The sequence below is a fragment of the Marinomonas dokdonensis genome (assembly GCF_052747885.1).
In genome coordinates this window covers 458,081-484,810 of record NZ_JBRAND010000001.1, presented here as the reverse complement: position 1 = coordinate 484,810, position 26,730 = coordinate 458,081, and the positions used below count along the sequence as shown (strand labels likewise).

Below are 26,730 nucleotides of genomic sequence, written 5' to 3'. Positions count from 1 at the left end.
ATGGCTGAAGAACAATCTCCCGACCAAGAAGGCATGGACGAAGGCTTAGCAGATGAGTGGGCCGCAGCCATGTCTGAAGCGGGTGAAACGGATGGCGGTTCAGAAGGTGGGGCGGAAGATGAATGGGCTGCAGCGCTTTCAGAGCAAGAAGTAAAACCCGCACAACTGGATAATCTTACCAGCCCAGCACCAGCAGGAACCATAGGTTCTGATCTGGATTTGATCATGGACATCCCCGTGACCTTAGCAATGGAGCTTGGAAGTACGGAAATTGCTATTCGTACATTAATGCAATTGACGCAAGGTTCTGTGGTGGAATTGGATCGCTTCGCTGGTGAGCCTCTGGATGTCTTGGTTAATGGTACCTTGATCGCCCATGGTGAGGTGGTTGTGGTGAATGATAAATACGGTATCCGTTTGACCGATGTGGTCAGTCCAAGTGAGCGTATTAAAAGGCTGAAATAATTCCTGTGACTTTTTCTTTTTTTATTAAAACTTTCCTAACAGCCATGCTTAGCATGGCTGTTGCGTATGTATATGGCGCAGAAAGCAGGGATATTTCTGCTCCCTATTCCATTTGGAAAGTGGTTGGGTCACTGTTATTTATTATTGCCTTTATCCCGCTTACCCTGTGGCTGGTGAAAAAGTTTCAGCTGGCACAAATGAAACTCAGCCAATCGGAAATTAAAGTGGTTAGCGTGCAATCCCTAGGTACAAAAGAGAAGCTAATGCTGGTGGAAGTAGAGGGTGAAAGGATGTTACTAGGGGTGACAAGTCAGTCCATTAATCATCTGAAGAGCTTTTCATCCAATGCTCGTACCTTTGCGACCATGATGGATGAAGCCAGTTCCCCTGAGACACCATCTTCCACAGAAGAGAAAAAACTGTGATGCGTTTGTGGCTAGTTCTATTAGTGTTATTGCCGAGTGCTGCTTGGGCGGAAGTGGGCTTGCCTGCGGTGAAAGTCATCACCAATGCAGATGGAAGCCAAGACTACTCAGTGTCTTTGCAAATTCTGTTCATCATGACGGCGCTGACGCTGCTACCAGCGGCCTTAATGATGATGACAGCCTTTACCCGTATTGTGGTGGTGTTAGCTATTCTGCGTCAGGCAATAGGTTTGCAGCAAACGCCTTCCAATCAAATTATGATCGGCATGGCGTTGTTTCTTACTTTATTTATCATGACACCAACTTTAGACAAGGTGAATGAAGTTGCACTCCAGCCGTATTTGAATGAAGAAATAACGTCCGTACAAGCCATTGAGGCGGCTTCTGGTCCCATGCGTGACTTTATGTTGGCGCAAACCCGTGAAGATGATGTGGCTTTATTTGTTAAATTGGCAGGAAAAGAAGGCACGATTGATTCAATGGATACCTTGCCTTTCACGATTCTCATGCCTGCTTTTGTGACCAGTGAATTGAAAACCGCCTTTCAAATTGGCTTTATGATCTTTATACCCTTCCTGATCGTCGATATGGTGGTGGCGAGTGTCCTAATGGCCATGGGTATGATGATGCTATCGCCAGTCATCATTTCTTTGCCCTTCAAAATAATGCTCTTTGTTATGGTGGACGGCTGGTCTATGATAATGGGGACTTTAGCAGCAAGTTTTGGCATTTAGCTATGGATCCACAAGTAGTATTAGACCTATATGGGCAAGGTTTTTACCTGATCGTACTGATCGTAGGTGCCGTTATGCTGCCCAGTTTGTTAGTGGGCTTGGTGGTGAGTGTGTTTCAAGCGGCCACGCAAATTAACGAACAAACCCTCTCATTTTTGCCCCGTTTGATTGTCACGATTTTGGTTATTATGCAATTAGGCCCTTGGATTTTGACTGAGCTAATAGACTTCACAACGGCTTTGTTTATTAACATTCCGATGATCATTGGCTGATGCTTGAGCTTAACCCCGATCAACTCCTTAATTTAACCATAAGCTTTTTACTGCCGTTTTTTCGCATTGGTGCCTTTCTGATGGCTTTACCGCTGTTCGGTAGCCAGCTGGTTAACGCCAGAGCTCGTATTGCTTATGCTTTTTTGATTTCGGTCATAGTGACACCCCTGGTGACTGTGCCTGCTTACGACCCTATTTCTCCCGCCTACGTGGTCTTAATCGCTGAACAGCTGGTGATAGGTTTTGCGTTAGGGTTCGTTATTACCATTCTTTTTCAGTTGTTTGCTCTAGCTGGGCAGCTTGCGGCCATGAAGGCCGGTCTTGGTTTTGCTATGTCAAACGACCCTGCTAATGGGGTCTCTGTTGCGACCCTTGGGCAATATTACCTTTCCATGGTGGCGTTGGCCTTTTTAGGCACGAACGGCCACCTTGTGGTAATGGAATATCTGGTTGAAAGCTTTAACTATTGGCCCATAGGTCAGGGCTTCGACAGCCAGCATTATTGGCAGTTGGTGCTGTTAGGTGGCTGGATGTTTGAAAAAGCCTTGTTGATTGTTTTGCCCCTAGCCATAGCTGTGCTGGTCATTAACCTCTCCTTTGGTGTGGTGGCCAAAGCTTCTCCGCAACTCAACATATTCGCCTTGGGTTTCCCTATAATTATGTTGTTTTCCTTGTTCTTTTTCTGGATCATGCTGGAAGACTTCTTAGATATCTATTTGTTATTTTTTGATGAAATAATAGATTGGTTAAAAACTACATGGGGGATTCGTTTGGATGGCTGAAAACGAAGACGGTAGTGAAAAAACGGAAAGTGCCAGTAGTAAAAAATTACAAGATGCACGAAATAAAGGTAATTTACCCAGATCGAAAGATTTAAGTTCGGCTTTATTGCTGATAGTGGCGGCGGCGACCTTGTACGGCACGGGGACCTTATTGGTGAGAGATCTTGCCATACTGTTTGATTTCAACTTTGTGATTGAGCGGGAAGATCTGTTCGATCTAAGTCGTATGGTATTCCATCTGTATGAATCTATTGTGGCGATCATGGATTCCATGGTGCTGCTCATGGCGGTACTTGCCGCAGCGGGTATTATCGGCAGTATTGCTCTCGGTGGACTGAATTTTTCTTGGGAGCCACTCCTTCCTAAATTGAGCAAGCTGAGCCCCATTGCCGGTTTGAAAAGAATGTTTTCGGCCCAATCCTTGGTTGAGTTATTAAAATCGATTGCCAAAGTGCTGTTGGTGGCTTTGGTGTCGGTTATTGTTATCAACTATTTTTTGGCCGAGTCTTTAGGGTTAACCTTTCAGTCGATTGAGCAGGCTATTGCTCATGGTATTGATATGGTGATTTGGTCCTTTGTATTTGTTTCCTTGGCACTCTTGTTGATCGCGGCCATTGATGTGCCGTTCCAAATTTGGTCACACAAAGAAAAGCTCAAGATGACCAAGCAAGAAGTAAAGGATGAGTACAAGCAGCAAGAAGGTGACCCGCAGGTAAGGGGGCGTATTCGTCAATTACAGCGTCAAGCCGCCATGAACCGCATGATGGCAGATGTGCCAGACGCCGATGTGATCATCACCAACCCGACACACTTTTCGGTGGCATTAAAATACGATCAAAAAGGTGGCTCTGCTCCGGTGATGCTGGCCAAAGGTGGCGACTTTATTGCATTAAAAATAAGGGAAGTTGCCAACCACTATGATATACCTGTAGTACAATCTCCCGAGTTGGCCCGTGCGATTTATCATCACACTGAAATTGGTGATGAAATCCCCGAAGGTTTGTTTAAAGTTGTCGCGCAATTACTAGCGTATGTTTATCAATTAAGAAATGCTCGTTACGGAGCGACGGCTCCAAATGGTATGCCAGATTTAGAAGTTCCTGCAGAGTATCAGTGGGATGGGCAGTAATTGTGTGTTTGCTGAGTGTTTTTTTAGAGGTTTTTTGTGATTTTTGACCGCAATCGTGTGGCTGGGCAAGTTCAAAGTATTTTTAGTGGCAATCTAGGTATTCCTATTTTGCTGTTGTCATTGTTAGCAATGATGATCTTGCCAATTCCGGCTTTTCTGCTGGATGTTCTCTTTACCTTCAATATCGCCTTGGCGATTGTTGTGCTTTTGGTTGCTATTTATTCCATGCGGCCGTTAGATTTTGCTGTCTTTCCTACCGTATTGCTGGTGTCAACCTTAATGCGTTTGGCCCTAAATGTGGCCTCGACTCGTGTGGTCTTGCTGAATGGCCACGAAGGGGGCGATGCGGCGGGTAAGGTTATCGAAGCCTTTGGTGAGGTGGTAATTGGTGGTAACTATGTTGTTGGTTTTGTGGTGTTTGCCATTTTAATGATCATCAACTTTGCGGTGGTGACCAAGGGTGCGGGGCGTATCTCGGAAGTTAGTGCTCGTTTTACCTTGGATGCCATGCCCGGTAAGCAAATGGCCATCGACGCAGATCTTAACGCTGGCATGATAGATGCGGATCAGGCGAAGCAACGCCGTATTGAAATATCATCTGAAGCAGAGTTTTATGGGTCCATGGACGGTGCCTCTAAATTTGTGAAAGGGGACGCTATTGCGGGGTTGTTGATTCTAGGGATCAATATTATCGGTGGATTAGCCATTGGTATGGCGCAACATGATTTATCCTTTACTGAGGCGATTGAGCGTTACTCACTGTTAACCATTGGTGACGGTCTTGTGGCTCAGTTACCGTCTCTCATGCTGTCTACTGCTGCGGCGATAATGGTTACCCGAGTAAATGAAACGGGTGACATGGGCACACAAGTGGTTAGCCAGATGTTTGGCTCACCAAAGGCCTTGTATGTGGCGGCTGGTGTTATGGCGATCATGGGGATAGTGCCAGGTATGCCCCATTTGTCATTCCTATCTCTTGCAGCTTGTATCGGTGGTTTAGCTTACTTCCTTGAGTATCGTAAAAAACAGAAAGCTAAGCAGGGGGTTAAATCCAGTGCTAAGTCTTCCTCAAGTAATGCTCCAGCCCCAGAAGTGAAAGATTTGAGTTGGGACGATGTAGCTCCAGTAGACATGCTGGGACTAGAAGTGGGTTATCGACTCATTCCTTTGGTGGATAAAGGTCAAGGTGGTGAACTGCTCGCACGAATAAAAGGGGTGAGACGCAAGCTTTCTCAGGACTTAGGCTTTCTGGTGCCTAGTGTGCATATTCGTGACAACCTTGACTTGATGCCAAATGCCTATCGGGTGACCCTGATGGGGGTTAGCTTAGCCGAGGCAGAAGTACACCCTGATAAAGACTTGGCCATAGACCCAGGGCAGGTGTTCGGTAAAGTGGATGGTATTGCCGGCAAAGACCCGTCTTTTGGTTTAGATGCCGTGTGGATTGACCCCAAAAAACGCGATCAAGCGCAAACCTACGGATACACTGTGGTGGATGTGAGCACGGTTGTGGCGACCCATATTAACCAGATCATGCATAAGCATGCTTATGAACTGATCGGTCATGATGAAGTGCAGCAGTTGCTTGGTTTGCTTAAACAATATAATCCAAAACTTGCTGAAGAGCTGGTTCCAAATACCGTTCCCCTGAACGTGCTATTGAAAGTCTTGCAGAATCTATTGATTGAAGGTGTACCGTTGCGTGATATGCGTACGGTAGCGGAAGCCATTATGGGTGTGCAGCCCAAAACTCAGGACCCTATGATTCTCACAGCGGCAGTGCGCACGGCCTTGTCGCGTTTGATCATACAAACCTTAGCGGAAGGGGCTGAAGAAATCCCTGTCCTAACCTTAGAGCCGCAGCTTGAAAAAATGTTAATGCAGACAGTTCAGCAAAGTCAGCAGTCTGGCATTAAAAATGAAGAAGCGCTTATATTGGAGCCGCAGATGGCAGAGCAATTGCAAGCTTCTCTCAAACAATCTGCGGAACAGCAAGAAGCAATGGGTAATACGCCAATATTGATTGTTTCTGCGCCGATTCGCCCAATGCTTGCACGATTCATGCGTTATGGCATGGTGAATATGTCTGTGCTTTCTTATCAAGAAGTACCAGACCATAAACGTATTACTGTGGTTGGCGTAATTGGTCAATAGTATCTGCAAAATGGAGTGATTTAGTCTCTATATTTATCCTATCCTTTCGGGTAAGCTATGGATTTGTAAGAAAAATAAACTGGAAGGATTGAAGTATTCATGCAGATTAGGCGGTTTCGAGCACCTGACATGCGGCAAGCGATACGGAAAGTACGCGATGCGGTAGGCCCTGACGCGGTCATTTTGTCAAATCAGCGATTGCCTACTGGTGAAATTGAAATTGTTGCCGCGTTAGACTATGACGGATCATTGCCTTCTAGTATGTCGTCTAACAAATCGGCAAAACCTGAGCCTACTTCCCTTAATCGAGATGTGCCGAGTCAAGAGAGAGCGCGTCCGAGTGATGATTATTTAGAACGCATAGAGCGTGCTAAACAGCAAAAAATGGATAAAGAAGCCGTGCCTGCAACCTCTAGCAGCAAGCCTTTATTCGATATGCCTGATTTGCCCCCTGATTATCAAGACCCTTCCGTAGAAGAAGCTCTTTCGCTTCGTAACCAGCAAGACGCAAAACAGCTTAAAGACATGGAACGTGAGCTATTACGCGTTCGTGAAATGCTAGAGCAAAGTCAAAGCTTGGTACAAGCGAGTAGTGGTGCGAAAGTGGATCCTATTGAAGCTCAAGCTCGAGATAAATTAACTCGCTTGGGTTTATCAGACTTTGTTATTTCTCGTCTGCTTGATGATATTGATCTCAAAGGTCGAGAAGATGATTGGAATCGTTTGCTAGCCCATTTGGCTGACTATATTCCTGTACGTTCTAGCGCCTCTGAGTTAAAAGGTTGTATCGCTTTTATGGGACCAACTGGGGTCGGTAAAACAACCTCTATTGGTAAAATTGCCGCTCAGCATGTGCTGAAGCATGGGCCAGACAGCGTTGTTCTTGTGACAACAGATACCTACAGAATTGCAGCTCATGAACAATTGCGTACCTTTGGGCGTATTTTGAACGTAGCGGTGGAAGTCGTCAGCGAATATTCTGACCTAAATGAAGTGTTAGCGAAATACGCGAATTATTCTTTAGTGTTGATTGATACGGCAGGTATGAATCCAAGAGATTCCAATTTAGAACGCCAATTGCTGATGATGAAACGAGCCCGTGCAAATGTTAAAAAACTCTTGGTTTTACCCTGTACAAGTCAGCGCCAAGTGCTAAAGACAGTTATCGATGTTTACTCACAGATCCAGCTTGATGGCTGTGTGCTGAGTAAGCTGGATGAATCGGCTTCATTGGGTGAGGCGATTAGTGTGGTAGTTGAAGAAGGTTTGCCTGTTGTATATATTGCAGATGGACAACGTATTCCAGATGACATCGAACCTGCCCGTGCCCATAATATTATTAGCCGAGCAGTTTATACGGCAGAACACTATAACCAATTGTATGGGGCGCTAAAGTACGGTAGTTAGTAAAGTTATGTTACTACCGAACACACAGTAGCGGACTATGTAGTAAGGTTGTGTAAAGCCATGAAAATTATTTGTGACTAAAAGGTCGTTAAGACTCATTTATGCAGAGTAAAAACGGATATAACACCTATAACAAAAAAGCTACCGTCTCGGTTGACGCAATCGTAGATCAATACGCTTTTTTGGTGAAAAAAATCGCCTTCCACCTATTGGCCAGATTGCCAGACAGTGTGGATGTGGACGATTTGATTCAAGCGGGCATGATGGGACTTATTGAAGCCTATAAACGTTTTGAGTCTACCAAGGGTGCTAGTTTCGAAACTTATGCCGGCATACGTATCCGTGGTTCTATCATGGATGAAGTGCGCAAATCCGACTGGGCGCCTCGCTCTGTGCGACGTAATGGTCGAGCGGTAAATAACGCGATTAAAGAGTTAGAAGCTAAAACCGGCCGTGATGTAACAGATTTAGAAGTGGCTGCTCACATGGGGATAGGTATCGACGAATACCATGATATTTTACATTCTTCCATGTCGAGCCAATTGTTTAGCTACGAAGAAATGCTAGATTCAGATGCCAGTAATTTAGATACGCCTGTTTCTAGCCATGAAAATACACCTTATTCATTAACGGAAGATGATGGTTTTCAGGTGCAATTGGCCAAAGAGATTGATGGCTTACCTGAACGTGAGAAAATGGTTCTTTCGCTTTATTACAATGATGAGTTGAACCTTAAAGAAATTGGTGCTGTATTAGGCGTCAGTGAATCAAGAGTTAGCCAAATCCATAGCCAGGCGGCTATGCGATTAAGAAGCCGATTAAGTGATTGGCAGGATTAAATTATGAGTTGTGAAAAATTACCTTTAGGGTATGGAGGTTGCATTGGATAAGAATATGAAAATCCTGATTGTTGATGACTTCTCTACGATGAGACGAATTATCAAGAATCTGTTAAGGGATTTAGGCTTTACCAACACGGTAGAAGCGGATGATGGTACCACTGCATTGCCTATCCTTCAGGCTGGAAGCATAGACTTCCTAGTAACTGACTGGAACATGCCTGGTATGACAGGGATCGAATTGCTACGTGCCGTTCGAGCAGACGAAAAACTGAAAAGTACCCCAGTACTTATGGTAACCGCTGAGGCTAAGCGTGACCAGATCATTGCAGCGGCGCAAGCTGGTGTGAACGGTTACGTTGTTAAACCATTTACGGCTGTTGCTCTCAAAGAGAAAATTGAGAAGATTTTTGAACGCATAGACGCGACGAAGTAGGGGCGGCAAATGTCAGGTAAATTGGGGTCTGAAATAAGCGAATTTGAAAGCCTAGTAAAAAACGGTGCCACAGATCTTGTTAATCATCTTGAGGCAGGCGATTTTGGTAGTGCGATTAAAATCATCCAAGAGCTGAGTGAAGCTCGACATAAAAGTTTTTATAACGAAGTTGGATTCTTAACGCGTAGCTTGCATGATGCCATTCGCGATTTTCAATTTGATTCAGCAGAACTTGTAAATAAAGATGATGATTCAGCAACACGCATTACGGATGCCTCGGATCGACTCAACTATGTCGTTGAAATGACCAGTGCGGCGGCCAATAAAACCATGGATATGGTAGACGATAGCGTACCTGTTGCCAGTGAATTGCAAACTCGTGCGAAAGAGTTGCGCAAAGACTGGGGACGCTTAATCCAACGTGATCTAACTCCCCAAGAATTCCGTGATTTATATAAGCGTATCGATGCATTCTTAGCTTATACAGATGACAGTGCTACCACACTGCACTCCAATCTTAATACGATTTTACTTGAGCAAGGTTACCAAGACCTTACCGGACAAGTGATTACCAAGGTGAACGGTTTAATCCATGATGTGGAAGAAAAACTGGTTCATTTGGTCGCTGTGGCGGGTCGAGTAGACAGTATTTCTGGTATGGAACATACGGTAAAAGAGAAAAAAGTCGATGACACGCGTGGACATGGTCCAGCGATCAATATTGCAGACAACCCAGAAGTACTTAATAACCAAGATGAAGTCGATGATTTATTATCGAGTTTAGGTTTCTAAAAGGGGCTGAGGATGAGTTTCGAGGTCGATGAAGAAATTCTACAAGATTTTTTAGTAGAAGCAGGTGAAATACTAGAGCAGCTATCTGAACAGCTGGTTGATCTAGAGCAAAACCCAGATGACAAACCTTTACTGAATGCTATCTTCCGAGGCTTTCACACAGTCAAAGGTGGGGCCGGATTTTTACAATTAACCGCTTTGGTTGATTGCTGTCACTATGCCGAAAACGTATTTGATATTCTACGTAATGGTCAGCGCCAAATTGACTCTGACCTTATGGATATTGTTTTACGTGCCCTAGACTCTGTTAACGAAATGTTTGAAACAGTTCGTGCCGGTGGTGAACCTGAACGTGCCGACCCTGAGCTTATTTCAGCACTGAGTGCTTATGCAGAGCCGCCAAGCGAAGAAGAACTGGCGGCCAATGAAGAGTCACAAGAAGAAGCGTCTGAGCCAGAAGTTGAAGCGTCCAGCGACGAAGAAAATCTTGATATTTCTGATGACCAATTCGAATCTTTACTGGATGCTTTAGGTGAGGAAACGAATGCTTCGAAAGAGACACCTGAAGAAACGTCCAAAGAGCCTGCCGCAGACAGTGACGATATTACCGAAGATGAATTCGATGCCTTATTGGATCAATTACACGGTAACGGAGCACCTGGTGTTACTGAGGAAGGCAATACGCCTGCAGCGGACAAAGCGCCAGCTGAATCTGATGATATTACCGAAGATGAATTTGAAGACTTGCTTAATCAACTCCATGGTGGCAGTGCACCTGGGGTAGATAAAAAACCGGAAGAGACAAAAGCAGACACCAGTGCTGCGTCTGATGCTACGCCTACTGATAAACCTGCTGAGGGCGGCGAGTCCGACCTTATTACCGACGATGAATTTGAGTCTTTGCTCGATACTTTGCACGGTAAAGGGCAGGCGCCAAAAGTCGAAGAGCCGAAAGCGGCAGCAGAACCTAAGAAAGCTGAAAAACCAGCACCTAAACCGAAAGCTGCGCCAAAATCAGCACCTAAAGCGCAGCCTGCTGCGAAAGCGGCGGAGCCTGCAAAAGAGCCTTTGGCGCCAAAAGCTAAAGCTTCAAATGCGCCTGTGGTGCAAGAGACCACGGTGCGAGTGGATACTAAACGTCTTGACGACATCATGAATATGGTTGGCGAACTGGTACTTGTTCGTAACCGCTTAGTGCGCCTTGGCCTACAAAGTGAAGATGAGTCAATGGGCAAGGCGGTGTCCAACCTAGATGTGGTAACCGGCGATCTTCAAAATGCCGTAATGAAAACCCGTATGCAGCCAATTAAAAAAGTATTTGGCCGCTTCCCACGAGTGGTACGCGACCTTGCGCGTAACATGAAGAAAGAAGTGAACTTGGTGTTGCACGGTGAAGAAACGGATTTAGATAAAAACTTAGTAGAAGCCTTAGCGGATCCCCTAGTTCACTTGGTGCGAAATTCCGTTGACCATGGTGTTGAAACACCAGATGTTCGTGAAGCTAAAGGTAAGCCTCGTGTTGGTCGAGTAGTACTATCTGCAGAGCAAGAAGGCGATCATATACTGTTATCCATAGAAGATGATGGTGCCGGTATGGATGCGGATGTTCTGCGTAAGAAAGCTGTGGAAAAAGGCTTGATGGACAGCGATGCCGCAGAGCGCTTGTCTGACAATGAAGCCTTTAATTTGATCTTTGCACCGGGTTTTTCTACAAAAGTAGAGATTACAGATGTGTCTGGTCGTGGTGTGGGCATGGATGTGGTGAAAACCAAAATATCCCAGCTTAACGGCACACTAGATATCAAGTCTGTGTTAGGACAAGGTTCACAGTTTATCATCAAGGTGCCATTAACCTTGGCGATTATGCCGACTCTTATGGTCACTCTGGCGGACCAAGCTTTTGCTTTCCCACTTGTGAGTGTGAATGAAATTTTCCACTTAAACCTCAAGAAGACCAATATTGTCGATGGTCAGCAGGTAGTGGTAATTCGTGGTAAAACCTTGCCAATCTTCCACCTGAAAAACTGGTTGGTGAAAGGGGCGAGTGGCAATGAACAACCTGAAGAAGCTCATGTGGTTGTCGTTCAGGTAGGTATTAACGAAGTAGGCTTTGTTGTTGATCAGTTAGTTGGTCAAGAAGAAGTCGTGATTAAACCGTTAGGTAAAATGCTGCAGGGAACTGTGGGAATATCTGGCGCAACAATCACTGGTGATGGCCGTATTGCGTTAATTCTAGACGTTCCAAGTATGATAAAAAGTTATGCGTCGCGATAGAATTTGATATGGTCTGGGAGTCTGAGTTATGCCTGTAAAGGTTTTAGTTGTCGATGATTCTGGTTTCTTCAGGCGGCGCTTGGCAGAAATCTTTGAGGCAGATCCACGCCTAACGGTTATCGGCACGGCGAATAACGGTAAAGAGGCGGTTGAGAAAGTACAGTCTCTTTCCCCGGATGTTGTGACCATGGATTATGAAATGCCAGTATTGGATGGTATTTCTGCCGTGGTTAACATCATGAAGATTAAGCCGACCCCAGTGTTGATGTTTTCTTCTTTGACCCATGAAGGGGCGAAAGTAACCCTAGATGCTCTTGAAGCAGGTGCGGTCGATTTCATGCCAAAGAATTTCGAGGATATTTCTCGTGATTCAGCGGTTGTTAAGCACGCTCTTGTCGATAGGGTGTTAACGGTCGCAAGAACTCGCCTGTCTTCTTCCCGTGGACCTGTGGAAGCCCTAGCGCCAAAGGTGGCTCACAAACCAATCGTGACGGAACGCGGGGTGATTATTCCGCGTAGTCGTAAGCGTATTAGCCTAGTGGCGATCGGAACTTCTACGGGTGGCCCTATGGCCCTGCAAACAGTATTAAGTAAATTGCCTAAAGACTTCTCCGTACCCCTAGTGCTTGTCCAACACATGCCTGCGGCATTTACGGGGGCATTTGCTGAGCGTTTGAATAACATTTGTCAGATCACAGTGAAAGAAGCGAAAGACGGCGATAAGTTAGAGCCGGGTGTCGCTTTGTTGGCCCCAGGTGGTAAGCAAATGATGGTAGACCCAAGAAACGGCGGCTGTGTACGCATTCTTGATGGAGATGAACGTTTGAATTATAAACCTTCTGTTGATATCACCTTTGGGTCTGCTTCTAAGTGTTTCCCTGGTAAAGTGTTGTCTGTGGTCATGACAGGGATGGGTTCTGATGGGCGTGAAGGCGCTAGAATGCTGAAAAACTCTGGATCAAAAGTGTGGATCCAAAGTGAAGAGTCCTGTGTTATTTATGGCATGCCGATGGCGGTTGAAAAGGCTAATTTGGCGGATGAGATCATTACCTTAGAACATATTGGTGAACGCATTGCCCGTGAGGTGAACTAATGGATTTAGTGACCTTAGCGGGACTTATCATAGCATTTAGCTCAGTATTTCTTGCCAATTGGCTCGGTGGTGGCGAAATTGTACTGCTTCTTAATTTGCCCTCAGCCATCATAGTGATCATTGGCAGTTTCGGTGCCACATTAATCCAGAGTAGCATAAAAGACTCGATGCAAGCCTTGGGGTTGATGCGTTGGAGTCTGTTCCCTCCTATTTACGACTTCAACTCTGCTCGAAACTCAATTATTGCGTTATCCAATAAAGGCCGACGCAGCTCCATCCTTTCCCTTGAAGACGATATAGCGCTTCTCGATAATATGTTTGCTACCCGCGCAATGCGCATGGCGATTGATGGGGCTGACCCAGAACTTCTTGCTGATCGTTTGCATGATGAAGCCATGCGTATTCGTGATCGTCGTATGGTGAGTGTTGAATTTTTAGAAGCCATTGGTGGCTATGCGCCAACGTTGGGGATTATGGGTTCGGTATTAGGTCTTATCCAAGCCATGGCAAACCTAGACAGCCCAGAAGCCCTTGGGCATGGTATTGCCGTCGCTTTTGTATCTACCCTTTATGGTCAGGGCTTTGCCAACTTGGTGATGTTTCCGATAGCGAAAAAGCTGAAAGGTTATATCGATAAAGAATTGCTTTTCCACCAGCTAATGATTGATGGTATTCATGGTATCGCGACGGGTAAACACCCTCAGCGCCTAGAAGTAGAGCTATACGCCTATGAGTAGCGGTGCTTCAAGAGGCAATCGGCGCCGTCGAGGGCAACCAGACAGCGCGCCTCCTGAAGGGCAGGGTAAAGATCGTTGGATCCTTTCCTATGCGGATTTTATTACCCTTTTGTTTGCTTTCTTTGTTGCTCTCTATTCATTGTCTTTGAAAAATGCCGGTGACAGTAAAAAGCTCACCGAGACTTTGAACGGTGTGTTTGATGCCGTACAGCTGTCGGTGAAACCTATCAATATCGGCGAACCTGTTATTGGCGAGCCTCAGACGGATGATGCAGTAGAAGCTCCCCCTATTCCTCCTGCTGCGCCATTGGTAGAAGAAGAACCTGTTGCTGCCGATGTGCCTTCTAATGTTTTTACCATGCTTAATCAAGTCATTGAAAGTCAATATCAGGGTTTGCAGGCCAGTGGTCAAATAGCCATTACTGAATCCGCTAACTGGGTCAATCTAGAGCTTAAATCCAACTTGTTATTTGGCAGTGGCGAGTATGAGTTAAGTAATGAAGCAGTGGCTTTATTGATGCAGATTGCGGTGATTTTGCAACGTTACCCCTCGGTCGTCTTGGTAGAAGGGGATACGGATGATTTGCCTGTTTCCTCGGATCGATTGATTTCCAATTGGCATTTATCAAGCTTGCGCTCTGCCTCTGTGGTAGAAGAGTTAGTCTATCGAGGAATGGACCCAAATACCGTCGCTCCTATTGGTTTTTCCAGTACCAATCCTAAAGTGCGCAACACTAACGAATACTCTCGTCAGCAGAACCGTCGGGTTGTTTTAAGAATAAGTAAGCAAGAAGCGGTTAATCTGCACGATTACTTGTTTAATTAGTCGGTTACTGTATATGATTGTTAAGGATTTTTAGGCAAAATAACGGAAAACAGAGCAGGGGAAATTGAGTGCACATTTGGGCAGTGGCGAATCAAAAAGGTGGCGTGGGGAAAACAACCACGGTCGTTAGCCTAGCTGGCTTATTAGCTGACGCTGGTCATCGTGTCTTGATGATTGATTTGGACCCTCATGGCTCGCTCACCAGCTACTTTCGATTTGACCCAGACTCAATAGAGCACAGTGCTTATGATTTGTTTCAGGTGGCTGGGAAAATCCCTGCAGACCTGCCGCCATCCTTAGTTCTAGAAACAGGCCACCCGAATTTATCTTTACTACCCGCTTCAACCGCTCTTGCTACCCTTGAACGTCATGCTCAAGCGCAAGGTGGTATGGGTTTGGTCATTTCCAAAAGCCTTGCTATTTTGTGGGACAGTTATGACTATGTGTTAATTGATAGCCCACCAGTGCTCGGTGTATTGATGATCAACGCTTTGGCTGCTTGTCAGCAATTGGTCATTCCTGTGCAAACAGAGTTTTTGGCCATTAAAGGTTTGGAACGAATGGTGCGCACCCTAACCATGATAAACCGTGCGCGCAAACGCCCTGTTCCCTATACCATTGTGCCGACGCTGTTTGATAAACGAACACAAGCGTCCACTAAAAGTTTGCGAAGCTTAAAAGATACGTATGAAGAATTAGTGTGGGATTCCGTTATCCCAGTAGACACCAAATTGCGCGATGCAAGTACCGCAGGCATTGCCCCATCGGCTTTAGATTCAAATGCTCGCGGTATAAAAGCCTACGGTGATTTATTGGCGTCTTTACTAACCCCAGTGAGACCCTAAACAGTTATGAAAGATACCAAGCACCAAGATGACGTATTGATTGGCCCTCAGGCAGCTTTGCAGCAATACTTGGATGATTTATTACAAGATGCGACTAACCAAGCAATAGAGAGTGACTCTGAGCAACAAGCAGAGCAAGAAGCATTAAATACTGCTGAAACTAAGTCCGAAATAGCATTCGATTCGCAAGTAAAAAGCCCAGATGAAATAATCTCTGAAGCTGCTGAACCGATCGCTACGACAGAGCCTACATCAACGGAAACCGATACGACCAATCTAGGCGTTGAGCTAGAGGTTGAAGTCGAAGAGCCAGTAAACGAAGAACCTGAAGTAGAAAAATCTGAAGTAGAAGAATCTGATGCAGAGATGGCTGTTGCAACAGATACTGAAGAACTTGCTGAAGCGGCTAGAGAGGTGGAAGAGTCATTACCTGTTGAAGCGTTAGCGGAACCTTCATCTCAGGTAGAAGACGCTATAAATGATCAGCAATCCTTGGAAACATGCCAAGAACCGCTTGTTCAACCTAAGTTGGCAAAAACAGAGCCGCTGCCTTGGGCAAAAAGCCGCTTTGAATGTTTGTTATTCTATGTGGGTGGCTTGAAAATGGCAGTGCCCTTAGTTGAGCTTGGTGGTATCCATCAAGGTAATCATGAAAAGTTGGCGTCTATTTTCGGTCAACCTGATTGGTTTATGGGAGTGTTGAAGCTTCAGGATCAAAATATTCGTACAGTGGATACCGCTCGTTGGGTAATGCCAGATCATTACCAAGGGGAATTAAAAGATCATTTCCAGTTTGTCATTCAGCTAGATAGAACAGACTGGGGTATCGCTTGTGAAAAAGTTGCTGAGGCCATTAGTTTAGAGCCTGGGCAAGTAAAATGGCGAACAGACAGAAGTAAAAGGCCTTGGTTGGCTGGAACAGTAATTGAGCACATGTGTGCAATTTTGGATATTCAAGGTTTTATTGAGCTGCTAGAAGACCCAAGTAATGGCTTCAAGGCGCTTTCTAAAAAGTAATACAGTCCTATGGTAATCCTGGAGGCTAATGATGAATACGAGCGTAGCATTGAAAAGTGGCAATCAATCCGAAGACCCTATGTTGCAATGGGTAACCTTCCGATTAGAAAATGAAATTTATGGCATTAATGTCATGCAGGTGAAAGAGGTGCTGCGTTATTCAGAAATTGCCCCAGTACCGGGAGCACCAAAGTTTGTACTGGGTATTATTCATTTACGTGGTACCGTGGTGACCGTTATTGATACCTGTCAGCGCTTCGATCTACCTTCTGGTGAAATCACCGATGCCACACGCATCATGATTCTAGAAGTAGAGGGCCATGTGATCGGTATCTTGGTGGACGCGGTTTCTGAAGTGGTTTACCTACGTCAGTCTGAAATTGAGATTTCACCGAGTGTGGGCAACGATGAATCTTCTAAGTTTATTCAAGGGGTTTGTCATAAAAACGATACACTGCTTATTCTGGTTGATCTCGATAGATTGTTGTCAGAAGATGAGTGGTCTGAAGTCGGCTCATTATAATGTTGCAAGGTAGTGTTGTTTAATGGAATCCCAATGGCTATTTAACTTGTTGTTGATTTTGCAGTTTGTGGCGTTGATCGCCCTTGCTGTTTGGGCGCTGCGCTTGTCTAAGCGCCTTAAAGCGGCTGACAAAAAATATCAAGAAGCAGACATCAATCAAAAGAAACAAGTGCAGGTTTTGGCGTCGGGTTCCATTGGCATGGGGCGGCGTTTAGTAGCAATAGAGAAAAAACTGAATATGGCCGTAGAGCGCCAAACGGAAATTTTATCCAAAGAAGGCAATGTTTCCTATAATCGTGCCATGGAGTTGCTGGAAATGGGGGCGACGGTAGACGATCTAGTGTCTAAATGTGGCCTTATTCGTGCCGAAGCTGAGTTGATCAGTTTGCTAAAGAAAGAGTCTCGCCGTAATTCGGATTATCACTGATGCCCATTGATTTTATGGGCAAAAGCGATAATTTCTGCCACCGCTAAATAGAGTGCTTCGGGTATCTCATCTCCCAACTCTAAACCGCTTAATAGTTCAACCAGCTCCGGGCTGTGATGTATCAATACATCATTATCCTGAGCGATCTCCATAATGCGTTCCGCCAGCAGGCCATTGCCTTTTGCGCTTACCGTAGGGGCAGCTTGATAATCATATTTTAAAGCGACGGCTTTTTTCATCAACTTCTCACATCTATTAACGCGGGTCCCTGAGACGGCGCTTTGTCTTGGGCGGTTAGCTTGGCTTGAAAAGATTCAAGTCGCGTGACTTCTATGTCTCTTTCCATCAATTTTTGCTTTAGTTCCGTCATGTTGTTTTGTAGCAGGCGTTGGGTGGCGGCTTCTTCCGCGGCAAACATGACGCTGACTTTATTACCTTGAATGGCCGCTCTGGCATCGAACCTACCCGTTTGCTCCAAATCAAACTGCAGCTTAACCAGCCAACGTCTTAGGTGAGGTTTAATCTCTTGGTCAGCTGAGTCTTGATCAATGTCTAACTTAACCAAATGTTGGCTGCCCAGCTCTTTGATGGGCAACTCTATGTGCAAAGGAAAAACTTGGCTCTGGCTGTTACCTACATCGCTCAAGTGTCTGAGTTGTCCTGTGGTGAGCCTTTCTATGGCATTGGCAATCTGTTCGGTTGGCAACCTTAGGTTAGTTGTTTGTTGCTCTGTCGCTACTTGATTTAAGCGCATCAGGTTGAGCTTCAAATCAGCATTAAGTTGAGGGTGTTGCTGTTTTAACAGAGACTCAGTAAAAACACCGCTGGCTTGCACCGCTTGTTTCATGGCTTCGGGGGAAGCGGTTAACTTCTCGATACTGGGCAAATGTTGTAATAATTGACTCAAGGCCTGCTGGGCTTTTGGTGTTAGCTGGTTTGCACTATTGTTAAGGTTTTGCAGTTGGCTGATCAAATCCGCCATACCTTGTGCTGTCAGCTGTTTCGGAAGACTTAGCTTTAAAGCCTCTAACTGTGCCGCTTGCAGTGGGTTGGTAAGTTTGTTTGGCAATACTTGCAGCTGGTTGTTGCCATCAACCATGACGCGCAGACTATCGCCTTTGGTCAGTTTTTGTTGGCTTTCTAGGGTGAAAATTTGCTCACCATCAGATACTTGCACTGTATAGCCTGAAGCGGATGGCTTAGGGGTATCCACCACCGTCATAGTCGTAATTCTCGAGCCAAGGGTGACGTTTTGTCGCTGCGTGCCATCCTGTGTTTGTAAGCTGGCTTGATTCGCCGACAAACGAGTCAATTGGCCATTGCTTTGTTTATCTAATGAAATGGGTGTGCCGCTATTGATGATGGTGAAAGGTCTGTTTTGACTATCTCTGGCGCTGATGAGTTGCGTATTCTTACCTTGGGAATTGAGTGTTTCAATAGCTTGCAGCTGAATCTTGCTGGAAGGTGATAGCAGTTTTGTATCTTGAGATAACTTATCAATAACGGTACCAGCAGTAGCCCCGGCGCTGTTGAGCAGATTCGTGGCTTTGCCCTGAGCTAACATTGACTGTATCTTTGAGATCATCTCCGCTCTGCCTGCTGATTCGTTATTTAAGAAAGTTTCTCATATAATAGGCGTGTTTAAACACCTACTTGCTTAAGTTAGGTATGTTATCGGCCTTAATGGATAAACCTTTTGCAATCACCCGCATCTTTAACGTTAAAAAATGTCTGGCTTGAACGTGCAGAGCGATACCTATGCCAAGATTTTTGCCTAACCCTTCAAGGGGGCGAAGCCGTGCGTGTGGTGGGAGAAAATGGTGTTGGCAAAAGCTCTCTGCTGAAAGCCATTTTAGGCCTGATCAATTTAGTCGAAGGTGACATTGAATATTGCTTAAATAAGGTCATGCTTTCTCGGCAGGAAATGCTCGAACAGACACTCTATATTGGCCACAGCACAGGGCTTAAACCCACTTTAACGGTAGAGGAAAACCTGCGCTATTACGCTCCTAACACCAGCTCTGCCGAGATTATGTCTGCCCTGGACGTTTTTGCGTTAGCTGAGTTTGTGCATTCTCCGATTAAAAAATTATCGGCAGGGCAAGCAAGAAAGGTCGCCTTGTGCCGGTTAGTCTTATCCGAAAAAACACTCTGGTTGCTGGATGAGCCCTATACCGCTCTCGATGTTCAGGCGATTGCCGCCTTAGAAAACTTGATGCAACAACACCTAGCAAACGGCGGCATACTCTTGTTGACCAGCCATCAGGCTCCTGTGAGCTTCACGCCTCGCCAAGTGGAGCTTTCATAATGACGTATCTAAGTTTTGCAAAGTATGAGTGCTTGGCCTTGTATCGTAACAAGCAAAGCTTATTAAATGCCTTGCTGTTTTTTGTCATGGTCAGCCTGCTGTTTCCGCTTGGAGTTAGTTCTGAGGAAGCCTTTTTAGCGCCCGCTGCAGGAGGCATAGTATGGTGCGCAACCTTACTGGCGGTGTTGATGGTGGTGGATGGTTTGTTTAAAAGCGATTTCCATGACGGTAGCTTAGAGCAGTTGGCGGTGAGCGGTTTGTCCTTTGCTTGGTTGATGTTATTGAAAGTGGTGATACATTGGCTGGCGACTCTCATCCCTTTATTATTGATCACACCCTTGCTCGGTTATATGTTGTTTTTACCGACGGATAGCTTAGTCGTTGTGTTGTTGAGTTTGTTGTTTGGTAGCCCCAGTTTGTTTTTAATTGGTTCAATCGCCGCAGGTTTAACCCTAACCTTGCGGCAAAGTGCGCTTTTAATGTTATTACTTATCTTGCCCTTTTATTTACCAGTTCTAGTGTTTGCCACTGGGGCCATAAAAGCGCAACAGGCGGGTCTAGATCCTAGTGCACCATTGGCCATTTTATTAGCCATATCGCTTTTTAGTTTAGTGATTTCACCCTTGTTAACGGCAATTTCCCTTAGAGCGAGTTTAGCGTCATGAGTTGGCTGTGGTTTCATAAGTTAGGCTCACCCAAATACTTTTATGCCCTCAGTAAGCGATTTGCCACGCCTGTATTCTATAGTGGTCTAGTGTGCAGTGTGTTGGCACTTGCTTGGGGGTTAGGTTTTGCCCCCAGCGATTATCAGCAGGGCGACAGTTACCGAATTATGTACATCCATGTGCCTGCTGCTATGTTGGCACAGTCTTGTTATCTTGCCATGGGCATCGCTGGGCTGGTTTTTCTTGTTTGGCAAATGAAGATGGCCGCGGTATTCATTCAAGCCGTCGCACCCATTGGCGCCCTAATGGCGCTGCTTGCCTTGGTGACCGGGTCCATTTGGGGTAAGCCTACATGGGGAACTTGGTGGGTGTGGGATGCACGCTTAACCTCTGTGCTGTTATTGTGGATCCTCTATATGGGCGTGATTGCGCTGCAAAACAGCCTTGAAGAAAAGACGTTAGCGAACAAAGCCGCTGCGGTGTTAAGTCTGGTTGGTTTGATCAATCTGCCCATCATTAAATACTCAGTTGAATGGTGGAACACTCTGCATCAACCTGCGTCGTTATCGCTTATCGAAAAGCCCACCATGCCCATGGAAATGTGGCTGCCCTTAGTGATTTCAATCTTAGGTATGTATCTATTCGTGGCCGGCCTAACCTTGTGGCGTATGCAGACACAAGTGTTATTGAATGAACACAAGGCCAGTTGGGTGAAACAAGAGGTGTTGAGTAATGGCGTTTGATTCGTTGACCGCCTTTTTGGCGATGGGGAACTATGGGGCTTATGTCTGGTCTGCTTATGGGATCAGTTTTGTCGCTATTGCTGTTATAACCCTGCGTAGTGTCCTTAAAGGACGAAAGGTTCGAGCCGAACTCCGCCAACGATACCTAAGAGATTAAATGCCCATGCAAGGTGCCAGAAAGAAACGCTTATTAACCCTATTGTTGATGTTATTGGTTTTGGCTGGGGCGGTGAGTGCTGTGCTTTATGCTTTGCAGCAAAACATCAATTTGTTTTACTCACCTAGCCAAATACATCAAGGTGAAGCACCGCTTAATACCAATATTCGGGCGGGAGGTATGGTGGTTGAGGGCAGTGTGCAGCGCGACCCCCACAGTTTGAAAGTCAGCTTTGAGGTAACCGATTTTAAGCACCAGCTTAGCATTCGTTATCAGGGTATACTGCCGGATCTTTTTCGCGAAGGGCAGGGCATTGTGGCTCAAGGCGTGTTAACAAAAGAGGGGGTGTTAGAGGCGGAGCAAGTATTAGCCAAGCACGATGAAAACTACATGCCCCCAGAAGTCACTGACGCTTTACAAGCAGCGCAATAAAATTTTGTTATATTTGAAAAGGTCTCAAAGTGACCATATTTAATTCATTAGGCAACTCATGATACCGGAAATAGGTTTTTTCTCTTTAATACTGGCATTGTTTTTTAGCCTGAGTTTGGCGATCTTGCCCATGCTAGGTTATTACCTAAAGCAAGAGGTATTACAAGCCAGTGCCCGTCCTTTAACCCTCATTGTGGGCGGCTTGGTGACGCTAAGCTTTGGTATTCTTGCTTGGGCCTTTTTGACCGATGATTTTTCGGTTTTATACGTCAGTTTAAACTCCAACAGTCAGCTGCCAATGGCTTATAAATTCAGTGCCTTATGGGGTGGCCATGAAGGCTCCTTATTGCTATGGGTGATGGTGTTATCGGCTTGGAGTTGTGCTGTTGCATTAAGGTTAAAGTCCTTGCCGACAGAAATGGGCGCCGTTGTACTGGCGGTGCTGGGCATGATCAGCTCTGGTTTTTTATGCTTCTTGATCTTTACCTCATCTCCCTTTACGCGAATTTTGCCCGATAGCCCATTGGATGGCAGTGATTTAAACCCTTTATTGCAAGACTTTGGCCTGATTGTTCATCCACCCATGCTGTATATGGGCTATGTGGGTTTTTCTGTTGCCTTTGCGTTTGCCATAGGGGCTCTAATCACGGGGCATTTACATGCTCAATGGGCTCGCTGGGTTCGACCCTGGACAAGCAGTGCTTGGGCTTTTCTCACCCTTGGTATAGTGCTGGGAAGCTGGTGGGCATACTACGAACTTGGCTGGGGAGGTTGGTGGTTTTGGGACCCAGTGGAAAACGCTTCATTCATGCCTTGGTTGGCAGGTACGGCACTGTTGCATTCCTTAGCCGTGACAGAAAAGCGCGGCGTCTTTAAAAGCTGGACCCTGCTGTTAGCTATTTTTACCTTTAGCTTATCCCTATTGGGCACTTTTCTAGTCCGATCGGGAATTTTAACGTCAGTTCATGCCTTTGCGGCAGACCCAAGCCGAGGCACTTTTATTCTCGTCTTGCTGGTGCTGTTTATTGGTTCAAGTCTGGTGCTCTATGCGGCTCGGGCGAGTCAAGTTCGCTCACAAGTAGCTTTTGGTTTCTCCGGTCGAGAGGCTTGGTTGCTATTGAATAATATCCTGCTAACGGTATTAACCTTAACCGTGCTTTTAGGCACCGTATATCCGCTAGCGTTTGACGCCTTAGACCTAGGCCGGATTTCTGTTGGAGCGCCGTATTTTAATACTGTATTTACCCCCATTGCCTTGTTGCTAATGGTATTTATGGCGATCGGCCCTTTATCCAAATGGCATAAGACTCAGCCGAAATTGCTGCTTAAATCTATGGTGGTGGCTGGAATTATCTCCCTGATTCTGGCGGTAGGGATGAGCTACTTCTATGACTTCTCTTGGTTAGGTGGCATCAGTGTCTCAGTGGTGTTTTGGGTAACACTCTTAAGTGCTAAAGACTGGTTGCAAAAAGTAACAGCTGGTCATAGAGGTATTATCTATCGTGCTCGGCATTTGCCCGCCAGTTATTACGCTATGTTGATTGCTCATTTGGGCATGGCGGTAAGCTTGTTTGGTATCATCATGGTCAGCCTTAACAGCCAACAATCCGTGGTGCGTTTTAGTGTGGGAGATACAACAAGTCTTGCAGGTTACGAGTTTCGTTTTGATGGCTTAGCGCAAATTCAAGGGGCCAACTATCTATCGGAAAGAGCACAAGTTTCTGTCTATAAAAATGGTCAAGAAGTTGCTGTGATGCACCCTGAAAAACGTTTTTTTAGTACTCGTCAGCAAGTCATGACGGAAGCTGCTTTGGACCCAGGCTTTACACGGGACCTTTATGTGTCTCTTGGAGAGAAATTGGAAGACAATGTGTGGGGGATGCGTATTTATGTTAAATCCTTTGTACGTTGGATTTGGTTGGGTGGACTCATGATGATGCTAGGGGGCTTTTTAGCCGCGATCGATAAGCGCTATCGCCTTGCTAAAGGAGGTGATCATCATGGCTAGAGTATTACGTTTTATCCCCTTGCTAATCTTTATAGGGCTAGGCTCAGTTTTTTACGTTCAGTTGGATAAAAACAGTCAGTATGTACCTTCAGCCTTAATAGGAAAAACTGTTCCAGAGTTCACTCTAGTGGATCTTTACTCGGATGAATTGATCCACAAGGCGGACTTACCCAAGTCATCTTATATTATTAATTTTTGGGGTACATGGTGCCCAGCTTGTCATATTGAACACCCTTTCTTAGTGGAATTGGCCAAACAGGGCGTCACCATTATTGGCATTGATTATAAAGATGAAGCGGTTGCCGCTAAGCAATGGCTAGAGGAAAAACAAAACCCTTATCAGCGGGTGCTAATGGATGAATTGGGTAATTTTGGCTTGGATCTTGGTGTAACAGGTGCCCCAGAAAGTTTCATCGTCAATGACCAAGGTATGATTACTTATCGTCATCAAGGGGTGATTAACGCTTCAAATTGGCAAGAAATTAAGCGGTACTTAAATGAATAAAGGGCTGTGTTTGGTATTAATCTGTTGTGCTTTTTTTGCTTCCCAGCTTAAAGCTGAGGCGGAAGATTGGCTTAGTTTTCGTTCAAGTTTGCATGAAACTCGCTACCAGCATTTGATTGAAGAGTTACGTTGTCCTAAATGTCTAAATCAAAATCTTGCGGATTCAACCTCAGGCATTGCGGTGGACCTTCGTCATCAGGTTTATCAGATGATTGAGGGGGATAAAACGGATCAGGAAATCGTTGACTACATGGTGGCTCGTTATGGGGAGTTTGTTTTGTATCGCCCTGTTAATAACCTAACCACCTATGCCTTATGGTACGGCCCTTTTATCTTGTTACTCATCGGTGGTATTGCGTTCTTTTGGGTCATAAGACGCAGTCGTAGTCGTCAAGGGAGAAGCGATACATGATCATTGCTTATGTTCTCATGGCCTTACTGATTTTCGTGAGTGTCGGTTATTTGCTGAAGGTGTTATCCAAAGCCAGCAATGAGGCCCAAATTGATCCACAGACACAGCATGAGCGTGCCATTCAAGACAGTATTCTTGAGGAAGAGCAGCGCGGGCGCTTGAGTCAAGAAGAGCGTGAGCGATTATTGCTAGACCTTGAATATGAGAACGGTCTAAAAACTCAGTTAAAAAGCCGACCCAAGGCCGCAAAGCCAAAGACTTTACTGGCGATCTGGTTAACGGCATTAGTGTTTATCGTGCTGGGCAGCACTGTCATGTACCAGCATCTAGGTTATAGCAAAGAGGTTGTTTTTCATCAGCAGCTTGAAGCTAACCGTCTAACCCCTGAAGCGGTGCGAGACTTTATCCAATATCGTAGTCGTCGTTATGATCGTGCGGCAGATTGGTACTACGAAGCCACAGATTTCATGAGCACGGAAGACTACCCATTGGCGGTAACGGCGTTTGAGCAAGCTCTAAAGAAACTGCCTGCCAATGATGAGGGTCGTATCACCTTAATGGCCGAATATGCTCAAGCGATCTTTTACGCACAAGAAAATCAAACCAGTCCAAAGCTGGAAAAAATTGTTGAAGACATCCTCCAACAAGAGCCTACTCAAGCCATGGTTCTAGGCCTAAAAGGTGTTATAGAGTTCGACCAAAAAAATTACCTAGCGGCGGTGCTCGCTTGGCAAGAAGCCATTCGCTATAACGCTAACTCTATGGAAAGGTTGGCTTTGCTTTCAGGGATTAAAACCGCTCGGGAGTTAGGGGGAATTAGCTACCAGACCGCCCCGGCTATTATTACTGATAGCCTGTTGGTGAATCTAGACTGGGACCCTCAAGAAATTCAGTGGCATGAACAGGATGTATTGTTGGTCTATGCCTTGGCGAAAGGGGAGAAAATGCCCATTGCCATACAAAGGGTAATGGCGTCCGAGGCAGACAAACCGATTTTATTAACCAATCTCGACGCATTAATGCCAACGGTGTCTTTAGCGGATGTAGAAAATGTTGATTTGATGGTGAAATTATCGAATTTAAATGAAAAAGATCTCACAAAGGGTCAAATAATTGGTATAAAAAGCCATGTAAAACCCAATAGTAAGCAGATTTTTGTAATCAAGCTCGGCTTATAATTGAAACCTAAGCCGCTTCGCTTGATAATAACAGCAACTTTATTGATGTAAGTCGGAAAATGTAATGGAATTTAGTTTGCGTGAGTGGCTAATCTTAATTGGCGTTGTCATTATCTTGGTCATTTTGGTTGATGGATTTCGCCGTTATAAAAAAGGCCAGACTCTAGCACAAGAACCTGATGATGATTTTGTGGACCCTGATGAGCTCATTAAAGAGGCGGTTCTCAAACGTGAGCTACCCAATGGTGGCGCAAGACCCCTGCATCCGAAGCCTGAAACCACCAGCCCTACCAATAATGCTTTCGAAAATGCTCGCAAAACAGCCAACGCACCTTTAACAGAAATGCCTCACAAGGTTGACGCTGGCCCGACGCTAGATCGCGGTGAAGAAATGCATCTTGATGAGTTAGCTTCCCTTGTGCCGGAGCGTGACTATGGCTCAAACGATGTGGCTTCCCAAGACTATTCTGATACCGAATACGATGGCTACAGTAGCGTTGATGACTTTGAGGCTGAGTTAGGCGATGACTATGACGAAGTTGAGCCTACAGAAAATACTGCAACAGCCTCTCATTCCGATATGGATTATGAACGCAGCTATTCCTCGGTAGACATCGACCAAGTAACACCTCAAGGTGTTTTGCTTGAAGAAGAGGACGAGCGTGAAGAAGAGGATGAAGCGGAGATTGAAGAAGTCATCGTCATCAATATTTTTGCACCAGAGGGTGCGGCTTTTTCTGGCATGGAGCTGCTGCAATTGGTCTTGAACTGCGGCATGCGTTATGGCGACATGGACATTTTCCATCGTCATGAAGATGGCTTCGACCGTGGTCGAGTCCAGTTTAGTATGGCTAATGCGATTGAACCAGGCACTTTTGATCTGGATACCATGGGTGAAAAAGACTGCCCTGGGGTGAGCTTCTTTATGGGCTTGCCCGGTCCGAAAAATAGTATGAAGGCTTTTGACTTCATGTTGGAAACGGCGCAAACCATCGTAAGAAATCTAGGTGGCGAGCTAAGAGATGAAAGACGCAGCCCAATGAGCGATCAAACCATTGCCCATTGTCGTCAAAGAATACGCGATTTTGAACGCCGCAAGCTAACCCGCCGTAAATAAAAAAATTCTATTAAATCTGGGCCCTACG

31 protein-coding genes are annotated in these 26,730 nt (G+C 45.5%); 29 read left to right on the top strand and 2 right to left on the bottom strand.

The features are described 5' to 3' along the window. From fliN to ACUM5Y_RS02220, 19 genes are all read left to right on the top strand, one after another. Positions 1-465: a flagellar motor switch protein FliN gene (gene fliN / locus ACUM5Y_RS02310; protein WP_445975231.1), complete on the top strand. Its 465-nt coding sequence runs from the start codon at positions 1-3 to the stop codon at positions 463-465. A gap of 53 nt (positions 466-518) precedes the next feature. Then, complete coding sequence (gene fliO, locus ACUM5Y_RS02305) at positions 519-890, top strand: flagellar biosynthetic protein FliO (protein ID WP_445975230.1); 372 nt, start codon at positions 519-521, stop codon at positions 888-890. Continuing rightward, positions 890-1,624 carry a flagellar type III secretion system pore protein FliP gene (gene fliP, locus ACUM5Y_RS02300; protein WP_445975229.1) on the top strand — a complete coding sequence of 245 codons (735 nt, stop codon included), beginning with the start codon at positions 890-892 and terminating at the stop codon, positions 1,622-1,624. The genes fliO and fliP overlap by 1 nt, the downstream gene beginning before the upstream one ends. A 2-nt stretch (positions 1,625-1,626) precedes the next feature. Further along, positions 1,627-1,896 carry a flagellar biosynthesis protein FliQ gene (gene fliQ, locus ACUM5Y_RS02295; RefSeq protein WP_445975228.1) on the top strand — a complete coding sequence of 90 codons (270 nt, stop codon included), beginning with the start codon at positions 1,627-1,629 and terminating at the stop codon, positions 1,894-1,896. Continuing rightward, a complete protein-coding gene (fliR, locus tag ACUM5Y_RS02290) occupies positions 1,896-2,678 on the top strand; it encodes a flagellar biosynthetic protein FliR (RefSeq protein ID WP_445975227.1) in 783 nt (260 codons plus the stop codon). The genes fliQ and fliR overlap by 1 nt, the downstream gene beginning before the upstream one ends. Beyond that, positions 2,671-3,807: a flagellar biosynthesis protein FlhB gene (gene flhB / locus ACUM5Y_RS02285; protein ID WP_445975226.1), complete on the top strand. Its 1,137-nt coding sequence runs from the start codon at positions 2,671-2,673 to the stop codon at positions 3,805-3,807. Before fliR ends, flhB begins: the two co-directional genes overlap by 8 nt. A 36-nt stretch (positions 3,808-3,843) precedes the next feature. Further along, entirely contained in the window at positions 3,844-5,961 is a 2,118-nt protein-coding gene (flhA, locus tag ACUM5Y_RS02280) for a flagellar biosynthesis protein FlhA (RefSeq protein WP_445975225.1), read from the top strand. A gap of 99 nt (positions 5,962-6,060) precedes the next feature. Further along, positions 6,061-7,368: a flagellar biosynthesis GTPase FlhF gene (gene flhF / locus ACUM5Y_RS02275; protein ID WP_445975224.1), complete on the top strand. Its 1,308-nt coding sequence runs from the start codon at positions 6,061-6,063 to the stop codon at positions 7,366-7,368. Between the two features lie 101 nt (positions 7,369-7,469). Further along, positions 7,470-8,207 carry an RNA polymerase sigma factor FliA gene (locus tag ACUM5Y_RS02270; protein WP_445975223.1) on the top strand — a complete coding sequence of 246 codons (738 nt, stop codon included), beginning with the start codon at positions 7,470-7,472 and terminating at the stop codon, positions 8,205-8,207. 55 nt (positions 8,208-8,262) lie between these two features. Next, a complete protein-coding gene (locus ACUM5Y_RS02265; protein WP_445975222.1) occupies positions 8,263-8,643 on the top strand; it encodes a chemotaxis response regulator CheY in 381 nt (126 codons plus the stop codon). Positions 8,644-8,652: 9 nt separating this feature from the next. After that, complete coding sequence (locus ACUM5Y_RS02260; protein ID WP_445975221.1) at positions 8,653-9,435, top strand: protein phosphatase CheZ; 783 nt, start codon at positions 8,653-8,655, stop codon at positions 9,433-9,435. Positions 9,436-9,447: 12 nt separating this feature from the next. Beyond that, positions 9,448-11,709: a chemotaxis protein CheA gene (locus tag ACUM5Y_RS02255; RefSeq protein ID WP_445975220.1), complete on the top strand. Its 2,262-nt coding sequence runs from the start codon at positions 9,448-9,450 to the stop codon at positions 11,707-11,709. 28 nt (positions 11,710-11,737) lie between these two features. Beyond that, on the top strand, positions 11,738-12,802 hold the full coding sequence (locus ACUM5Y_RS02250; RefSeq protein WP_445975219.1) for a protein-glutamate methylesterase/protein-glutamine glutaminase: 1,065 nt from the start codon (positions 11,738-11,740) through the stop codon (positions 12,800-12,802). Continuing rightward, a complete protein-coding gene (locus tag ACUM5Y_RS02245) occupies positions 12,802-13,539 on the top strand; it encodes a flagellar motor protein (RefSeq protein ID WP_445975218.1) in 738 nt (245 codons plus the stop codon). The genes ACUM5Y_RS02250 and ACUM5Y_RS02245 overlap by 1 nt, the downstream gene beginning before the upstream one ends. Continuing rightward, on the top strand, positions 13,532-14,365 hold the full coding sequence (locus tag ACUM5Y_RS02240) for a flagellar motor protein MotB (RefSeq protein ID WP_445975217.1): 834 nt from the start codon (positions 13,532-13,534) through the stop codon (positions 14,363-14,365). The genes ACUM5Y_RS02245 and ACUM5Y_RS02240 overlap by 8 nt, the downstream gene beginning before the upstream one ends. A gap of 68 nt (positions 14,366-14,433) precedes the next feature. Then, positions 14,434-15,210 carry a ParA family protein gene (locus tag ACUM5Y_RS02235; protein WP_445975216.1) on the top strand — a complete coding sequence of 259 codons (777 nt, stop codon included), beginning with the start codon at positions 14,434-14,436 and terminating at the stop codon, positions 15,208-15,210. Positions 15,211-15,216: 6 nt separating this feature from the next. Continuing rightward, positions 15,217-16,227, top strand: coding sequence for a chemotaxis protein CheW (locus ACUM5Y_RS02230; RefSeq protein ID WP_445975215.1), 1,011 nt, complete (start codon positions 15,217-15,219; stop codon positions 16,225-16,227). Positions 16,228-16,258: 31 nt separating this feature from the next. Continuing rightward, positions 16,259-16,750, top strand: a complete 492-nt coding sequence (locus ACUM5Y_RS02225) for a chemotaxis protein CheW (RefSeq protein WP_445975667.1) — start codon at positions 16,259-16,261, stop codon at positions 16,748-16,750. A gap of 22 nt (positions 16,751-16,772) precedes the next feature. Further along, entirely contained in the window at positions 16,773-17,177 is a 405-nt protein-coding gene (locus ACUM5Y_RS02220; RefSeq protein ID WP_445975214.1) for a DUF2802 domain-containing protein, read from the top strand. On the opposite strand, the gene ACUM5Y_RS02215 is transcribed toward ACUM5Y_RS02220, so the two are convergent. Both ACUM5Y_RS02215 and fliK read right to left on the bottom strand, forming a co-directional pair. Next, positions 17,171-17,416, bottom strand: a complete 246-nt coding sequence (locus tag ACUM5Y_RS02215) for an EscU/YscU/HrcU family type III secretion system export apparatus switch protein (RefSeq protein WP_445975213.1) — start codon at positions 17,414-17,416, stop codon at positions 17,171-17,173. The genes ACUM5Y_RS02220 and ACUM5Y_RS02215 overlap by 7 nt on opposite strands. Continuing rightward, complete coding sequence (gene fliK / locus ACUM5Y_RS02210; protein ID WP_445975212.1) at positions 17,416-18,762, bottom strand: flagellar hook-length control protein FliK; 1,347 nt, start codon at positions 18,760-18,762, stop codon at positions 17,416-17,418. The genes ACUM5Y_RS02215 and fliK overlap by 1 nt, the downstream gene beginning before the upstream one ends. 111 nt (positions 18,763-18,873) lie before the next feature. Here fliK and ccmA point away from each other — a divergent pair, with 111 nt between their 5' ends. The 10 genes from ccmA (at position 18,874) to zipA (ending at position 26,702) form a co-directional block, all read left to right on the top strand. Further along, positions 18,874-19,485: a cytochrome c biogenesis heme-transporting ATPase CcmA gene (gene ccmA, locus ACUM5Y_RS02205; protein WP_445975211.1), complete on the top strand. Its 612-nt coding sequence runs from the start codon at positions 18,874-18,876 to the stop codon at positions 19,483-19,485. Continuing rightward, positions 19,485-20,150 carry a heme exporter protein CcmB gene (gene ccmB, locus ACUM5Y_RS02200; RefSeq protein ID WP_445975210.1) on the top strand — a complete coding sequence of 222 codons (666 nt, stop codon included), beginning with the start codon at positions 19,485-19,487 and terminating at the stop codon, positions 20,148-20,150. Before ccmA ends, ccmB begins: the two co-directional genes overlap by 1 nt. After that, positions 20,147-20,893: a heme ABC transporter permease gene (locus tag ACUM5Y_RS02195; RefSeq protein WP_445975209.1), complete on the top strand. Its 747-nt coding sequence runs from the start codon at positions 20,147-20,149 to the stop codon at positions 20,891-20,893. The genes ccmB and ACUM5Y_RS02195 overlap by 4 nt, the downstream gene beginning before the upstream one ends. Further along, positions 20,883-21,050 (top strand): heme exporter protein CcmD, encoded by a 168-nt coding sequence (gene ccmD, locus ACUM5Y_RS02190; protein WP_445975208.1) that lies wholly within the window; start codon positions 20,883-20,885, stop codon positions 21,048-21,050. The genes ACUM5Y_RS02195 and ccmD overlap by 11 nt, the downstream gene beginning before the upstream one ends. A 6-nt stretch (positions 21,051-21,056) precedes the next feature. Then, positions 21,057-21,482, top strand: coding sequence for a cytochrome c maturation protein CcmE (gene ccmE / locus ACUM5Y_RS02185; RefSeq protein ID WP_445975666.1), 426 nt, complete (start codon positions 21,057-21,059; stop codon positions 21,480-21,482). A 58-nt stretch (positions 21,483-21,540) separates the two neighbouring features. Then, positions 21,541-23,490, top strand: a complete 1,950-nt coding sequence (locus ACUM5Y_RS02180) for a heme lyase CcmF/NrfE family subunit (protein ID WP_445975207.1) — start codon at positions 21,541-21,543, stop codon at positions 23,488-23,490. Beyond that, complete coding sequence (locus ACUM5Y_RS02175; protein ID WP_445975206.1) at positions 23,483-23,995, top strand: DsbE family thiol:disulfide interchange protein; 513 nt, start codon at positions 23,483-23,485, stop codon at positions 23,993-23,995. The genes ACUM5Y_RS02180 and ACUM5Y_RS02175 overlap by 8 nt, the downstream gene beginning before the upstream one ends. Then, positions 23,988-24,407, top strand: coding sequence for a cytochrome c-type biogenesis protein (locus ACUM5Y_RS02170; RefSeq protein ID WP_445975205.1), 420 nt, complete (start codon positions 23,988-23,990; stop codon positions 24,405-24,407). The genes ACUM5Y_RS02175 and ACUM5Y_RS02170 overlap by 8 nt, the downstream gene beginning before the upstream one ends. Continuing rightward, a complete protein-coding gene (locus ACUM5Y_RS02165; protein WP_445975204.1) occupies positions 24,404-25,585 on the top strand; it encodes a tetratricopeptide repeat protein in 1,182 nt (393 codons plus the stop codon). The genes ACUM5Y_RS02170 and ACUM5Y_RS02165 overlap by 4 nt, the downstream gene beginning before the upstream one ends. 64 nt (positions 25,586-25,649) lie before the next feature. After that, positions 25,650-26,702, top strand: coding sequence for a cell division protein ZipA (gene zipA / locus ACUM5Y_RS02160; RefSeq protein WP_445975203.1), 1,053 nt, complete (start codon positions 25,650-25,652; stop codon positions 26,700-26,702). The last annotated feature ends 28 nt before the right edge of the window (positions 26,703-26,730 follow it).

What these genes read in the sequence shown, in the direction of transcription:
- ACUM5Y_RS02250 (WP_445975219.1), top strand. Translation starts at nt 11,738, where the DNA reads ATGCCTGTAAAGGTTTTAGTTGTCGATGATTCTGGTTTCTTCAGGCGG.
- ACUM5Y_RS02175 (WP_445975206.1), top strand. Translation starts at nt 23,483, where the DNA reads ATGGCTAGAGTATTACGTTTTATCCCCTTGCTAATCTTTATAGGGCTA.
- ACUM5Y_RS02225 (WP_445975667.1), top strand. Translation starts at nt 16,259, where the DNA reads ATGAATACGAGCGTAGCATTGAAAAGTGGCAATCAATCCGAAGACCCT.
- fliN (WP_445975231.1), top strand. Translation starts at nt 1, where the DNA reads ATGGCTGAAGAACAATCTCCCGACCAAGAAGGCATGGACGAAGGCTTA.
- ACUM5Y_RS02270 (WP_445975223.1), top strand. Translation starts at nt 7,470, where the DNA reads ATGCAGAGTAAAAACGGATATAACACCTATAACAAAAAAGCTACCGTC.
- fliQ (WP_445975228.1), top strand. Translation starts at nt 1,627, where the DNA reads ATGGATCCACAAGTAGTATTAGACCTATATGGGCAAGGTTTTTACCTG.
- ACUM5Y_RS02180 (WP_445975207.1), top strand. Translation starts at nt 21,541, where the DNA reads ATGATACCGGAAATAGGTTTTTTCTCTTTAATACTGGCATTGTTTTTT.
- fliP (WP_445975229.1), top strand. Translation starts at nt 890, where the DNA reads ATGCGTTTGTGGCTAGTTCTATTAGTGTTATTGCCGAGTGCTGCTTGG.
- ccmD (WP_445975208.1), top strand. Translation starts at nt 20,883, where the DNA reads ATGGCGTTTGATTCGTTGACCGCCTTTTTGGCGATGGGGAACTATGGG.
- ACUM5Y_RS02220 (WP_445975214.1), top strand. Translation starts at nt 16,773, where the DNA reads ATGGAATCCCAATGGCTATTTAACTTGTTGTTGATTTTGCAGTTTGTG.
- ACUM5Y_RS02245 (WP_445975218.1), top strand. Translation starts at nt 12,802, where the DNA reads ATGGATTTAGTGACCTTAGCGGGACTTATCATAGCATTTAGCTCAGTA.
- ACUM5Y_RS02230 (WP_445975215.1), top strand. Translation starts at nt 15,217, where the DNA reads ATGAAAGATACCAAGCACCAAGATGACGTATTGATTGGCCCTCAGGCA.
- ACUM5Y_RS02240 (WP_445975217.1), top strand. Translation starts at nt 13,532, where the DNA reads ATGAGTAGCGGTGCTTCAAGAGGCAATCGGCGCCGTCGAGGGCAACCA.
- ACUM5Y_RS02260 (WP_445975221.1), top strand. Translation starts at nt 8,653, where the DNA reads ATGTCAGGTAAATTGGGGTCTGAAATAAGCGAATTTGAAAGCCTAGTA.
- fliR (WP_445975227.1), top strand. Translation starts at nt 1,896, where the DNA reads ATGCTTGAGCTTAACCCCGATCAACTCCTTAATTTAACCATAAGCTTT.
- fliK (WP_445975212.1), bottom strand. Translation starts at nt 18,762, where the DNA reads ATGATCTCAAAGATACAGTCAATGTTAGCTCAGGGCAAAGCCACGAAT.
- flhB (WP_445975226.1), top strand. Translation starts at nt 2,671, where the DNA reads ATGGCTGAAAACGAAGACGGTAGTGAAAAAACGGAAAGTGCCAGTAGT.
- fliO (WP_445975230.1), top strand. Translation starts at nt 519, where the DNA reads ATGGCTGTTGCGTATGTATATGGCGCAGAAAGCAGGGATATTTCTGCT.
- ACUM5Y_RS02215 (WP_445975213.1), bottom strand. Translation starts at nt 17,416, where the DNA reads ATGAAAAAAGCCGTCGCTTTAAAATATGATTATCAAGCTGCCCCTACG.
- zipA (WP_445975203.1), top strand. Translation starts at nt 25,650, where the DNA reads ATGGAATTTAGTTTGCGTGAGTGGCTAATCTTAATTGGCGTTGTCATT.
- ACUM5Y_RS02195 (WP_445975209.1), top strand. Translation starts at nt 20,147, where the DNA reads ATGAGTTGGCTGTGGTTTCATAAGTTAGGCTCACCCAAATACTTTTAT.
- ccmB (WP_445975210.1), top strand. Translation starts at nt 19,485, where the DNA reads ATGACGTATCTAAGTTTTGCAAAGTATGAGTGCTTGGCCTTGTATCGT.
- ACUM5Y_RS02165 (WP_445975204.1), top strand. Translation starts at nt 24,404, where the DNA reads ATGATCATTGCTTATGTTCTCATGGCCTTACTGATTTTCGTGAGTGTC.
- flhF (WP_445975224.1), top strand. Translation starts at nt 6,061, where the DNA reads ATGCAGATTAGGCGGTTTCGAGCACCTGACATGCGGCAAGCGATACGG.
- ccmE (WP_445975666.1), top strand. Translation starts at nt 21,057, where the DNA reads ATGCAAGGTGCCAGAAAGAAACGCTTATTAACCCTATTGTTGATGTTA.
- ACUM5Y_RS02265 (WP_445975222.1), top strand. Translation starts at nt 8,263, where the DNA reads ATGAAAATCCTGATTGTTGATGACTTCTCTACGATGAGACGAATTATC.
- ACUM5Y_RS02255 (WP_445975220.1), top strand. Translation starts at nt 9,448, where the DNA reads ATGAGTTTCGAGGTCGATGAAGAAATTCTACAAGATTTTTTAGTAGAA.
- ACUM5Y_RS02170 (WP_445975205.1), top strand. Translation starts at nt 23,988, where the DNA reads ATGAATAAAGGGCTGTGTTTGGTATTAATCTGTTGTGCTTTTTTTGCT.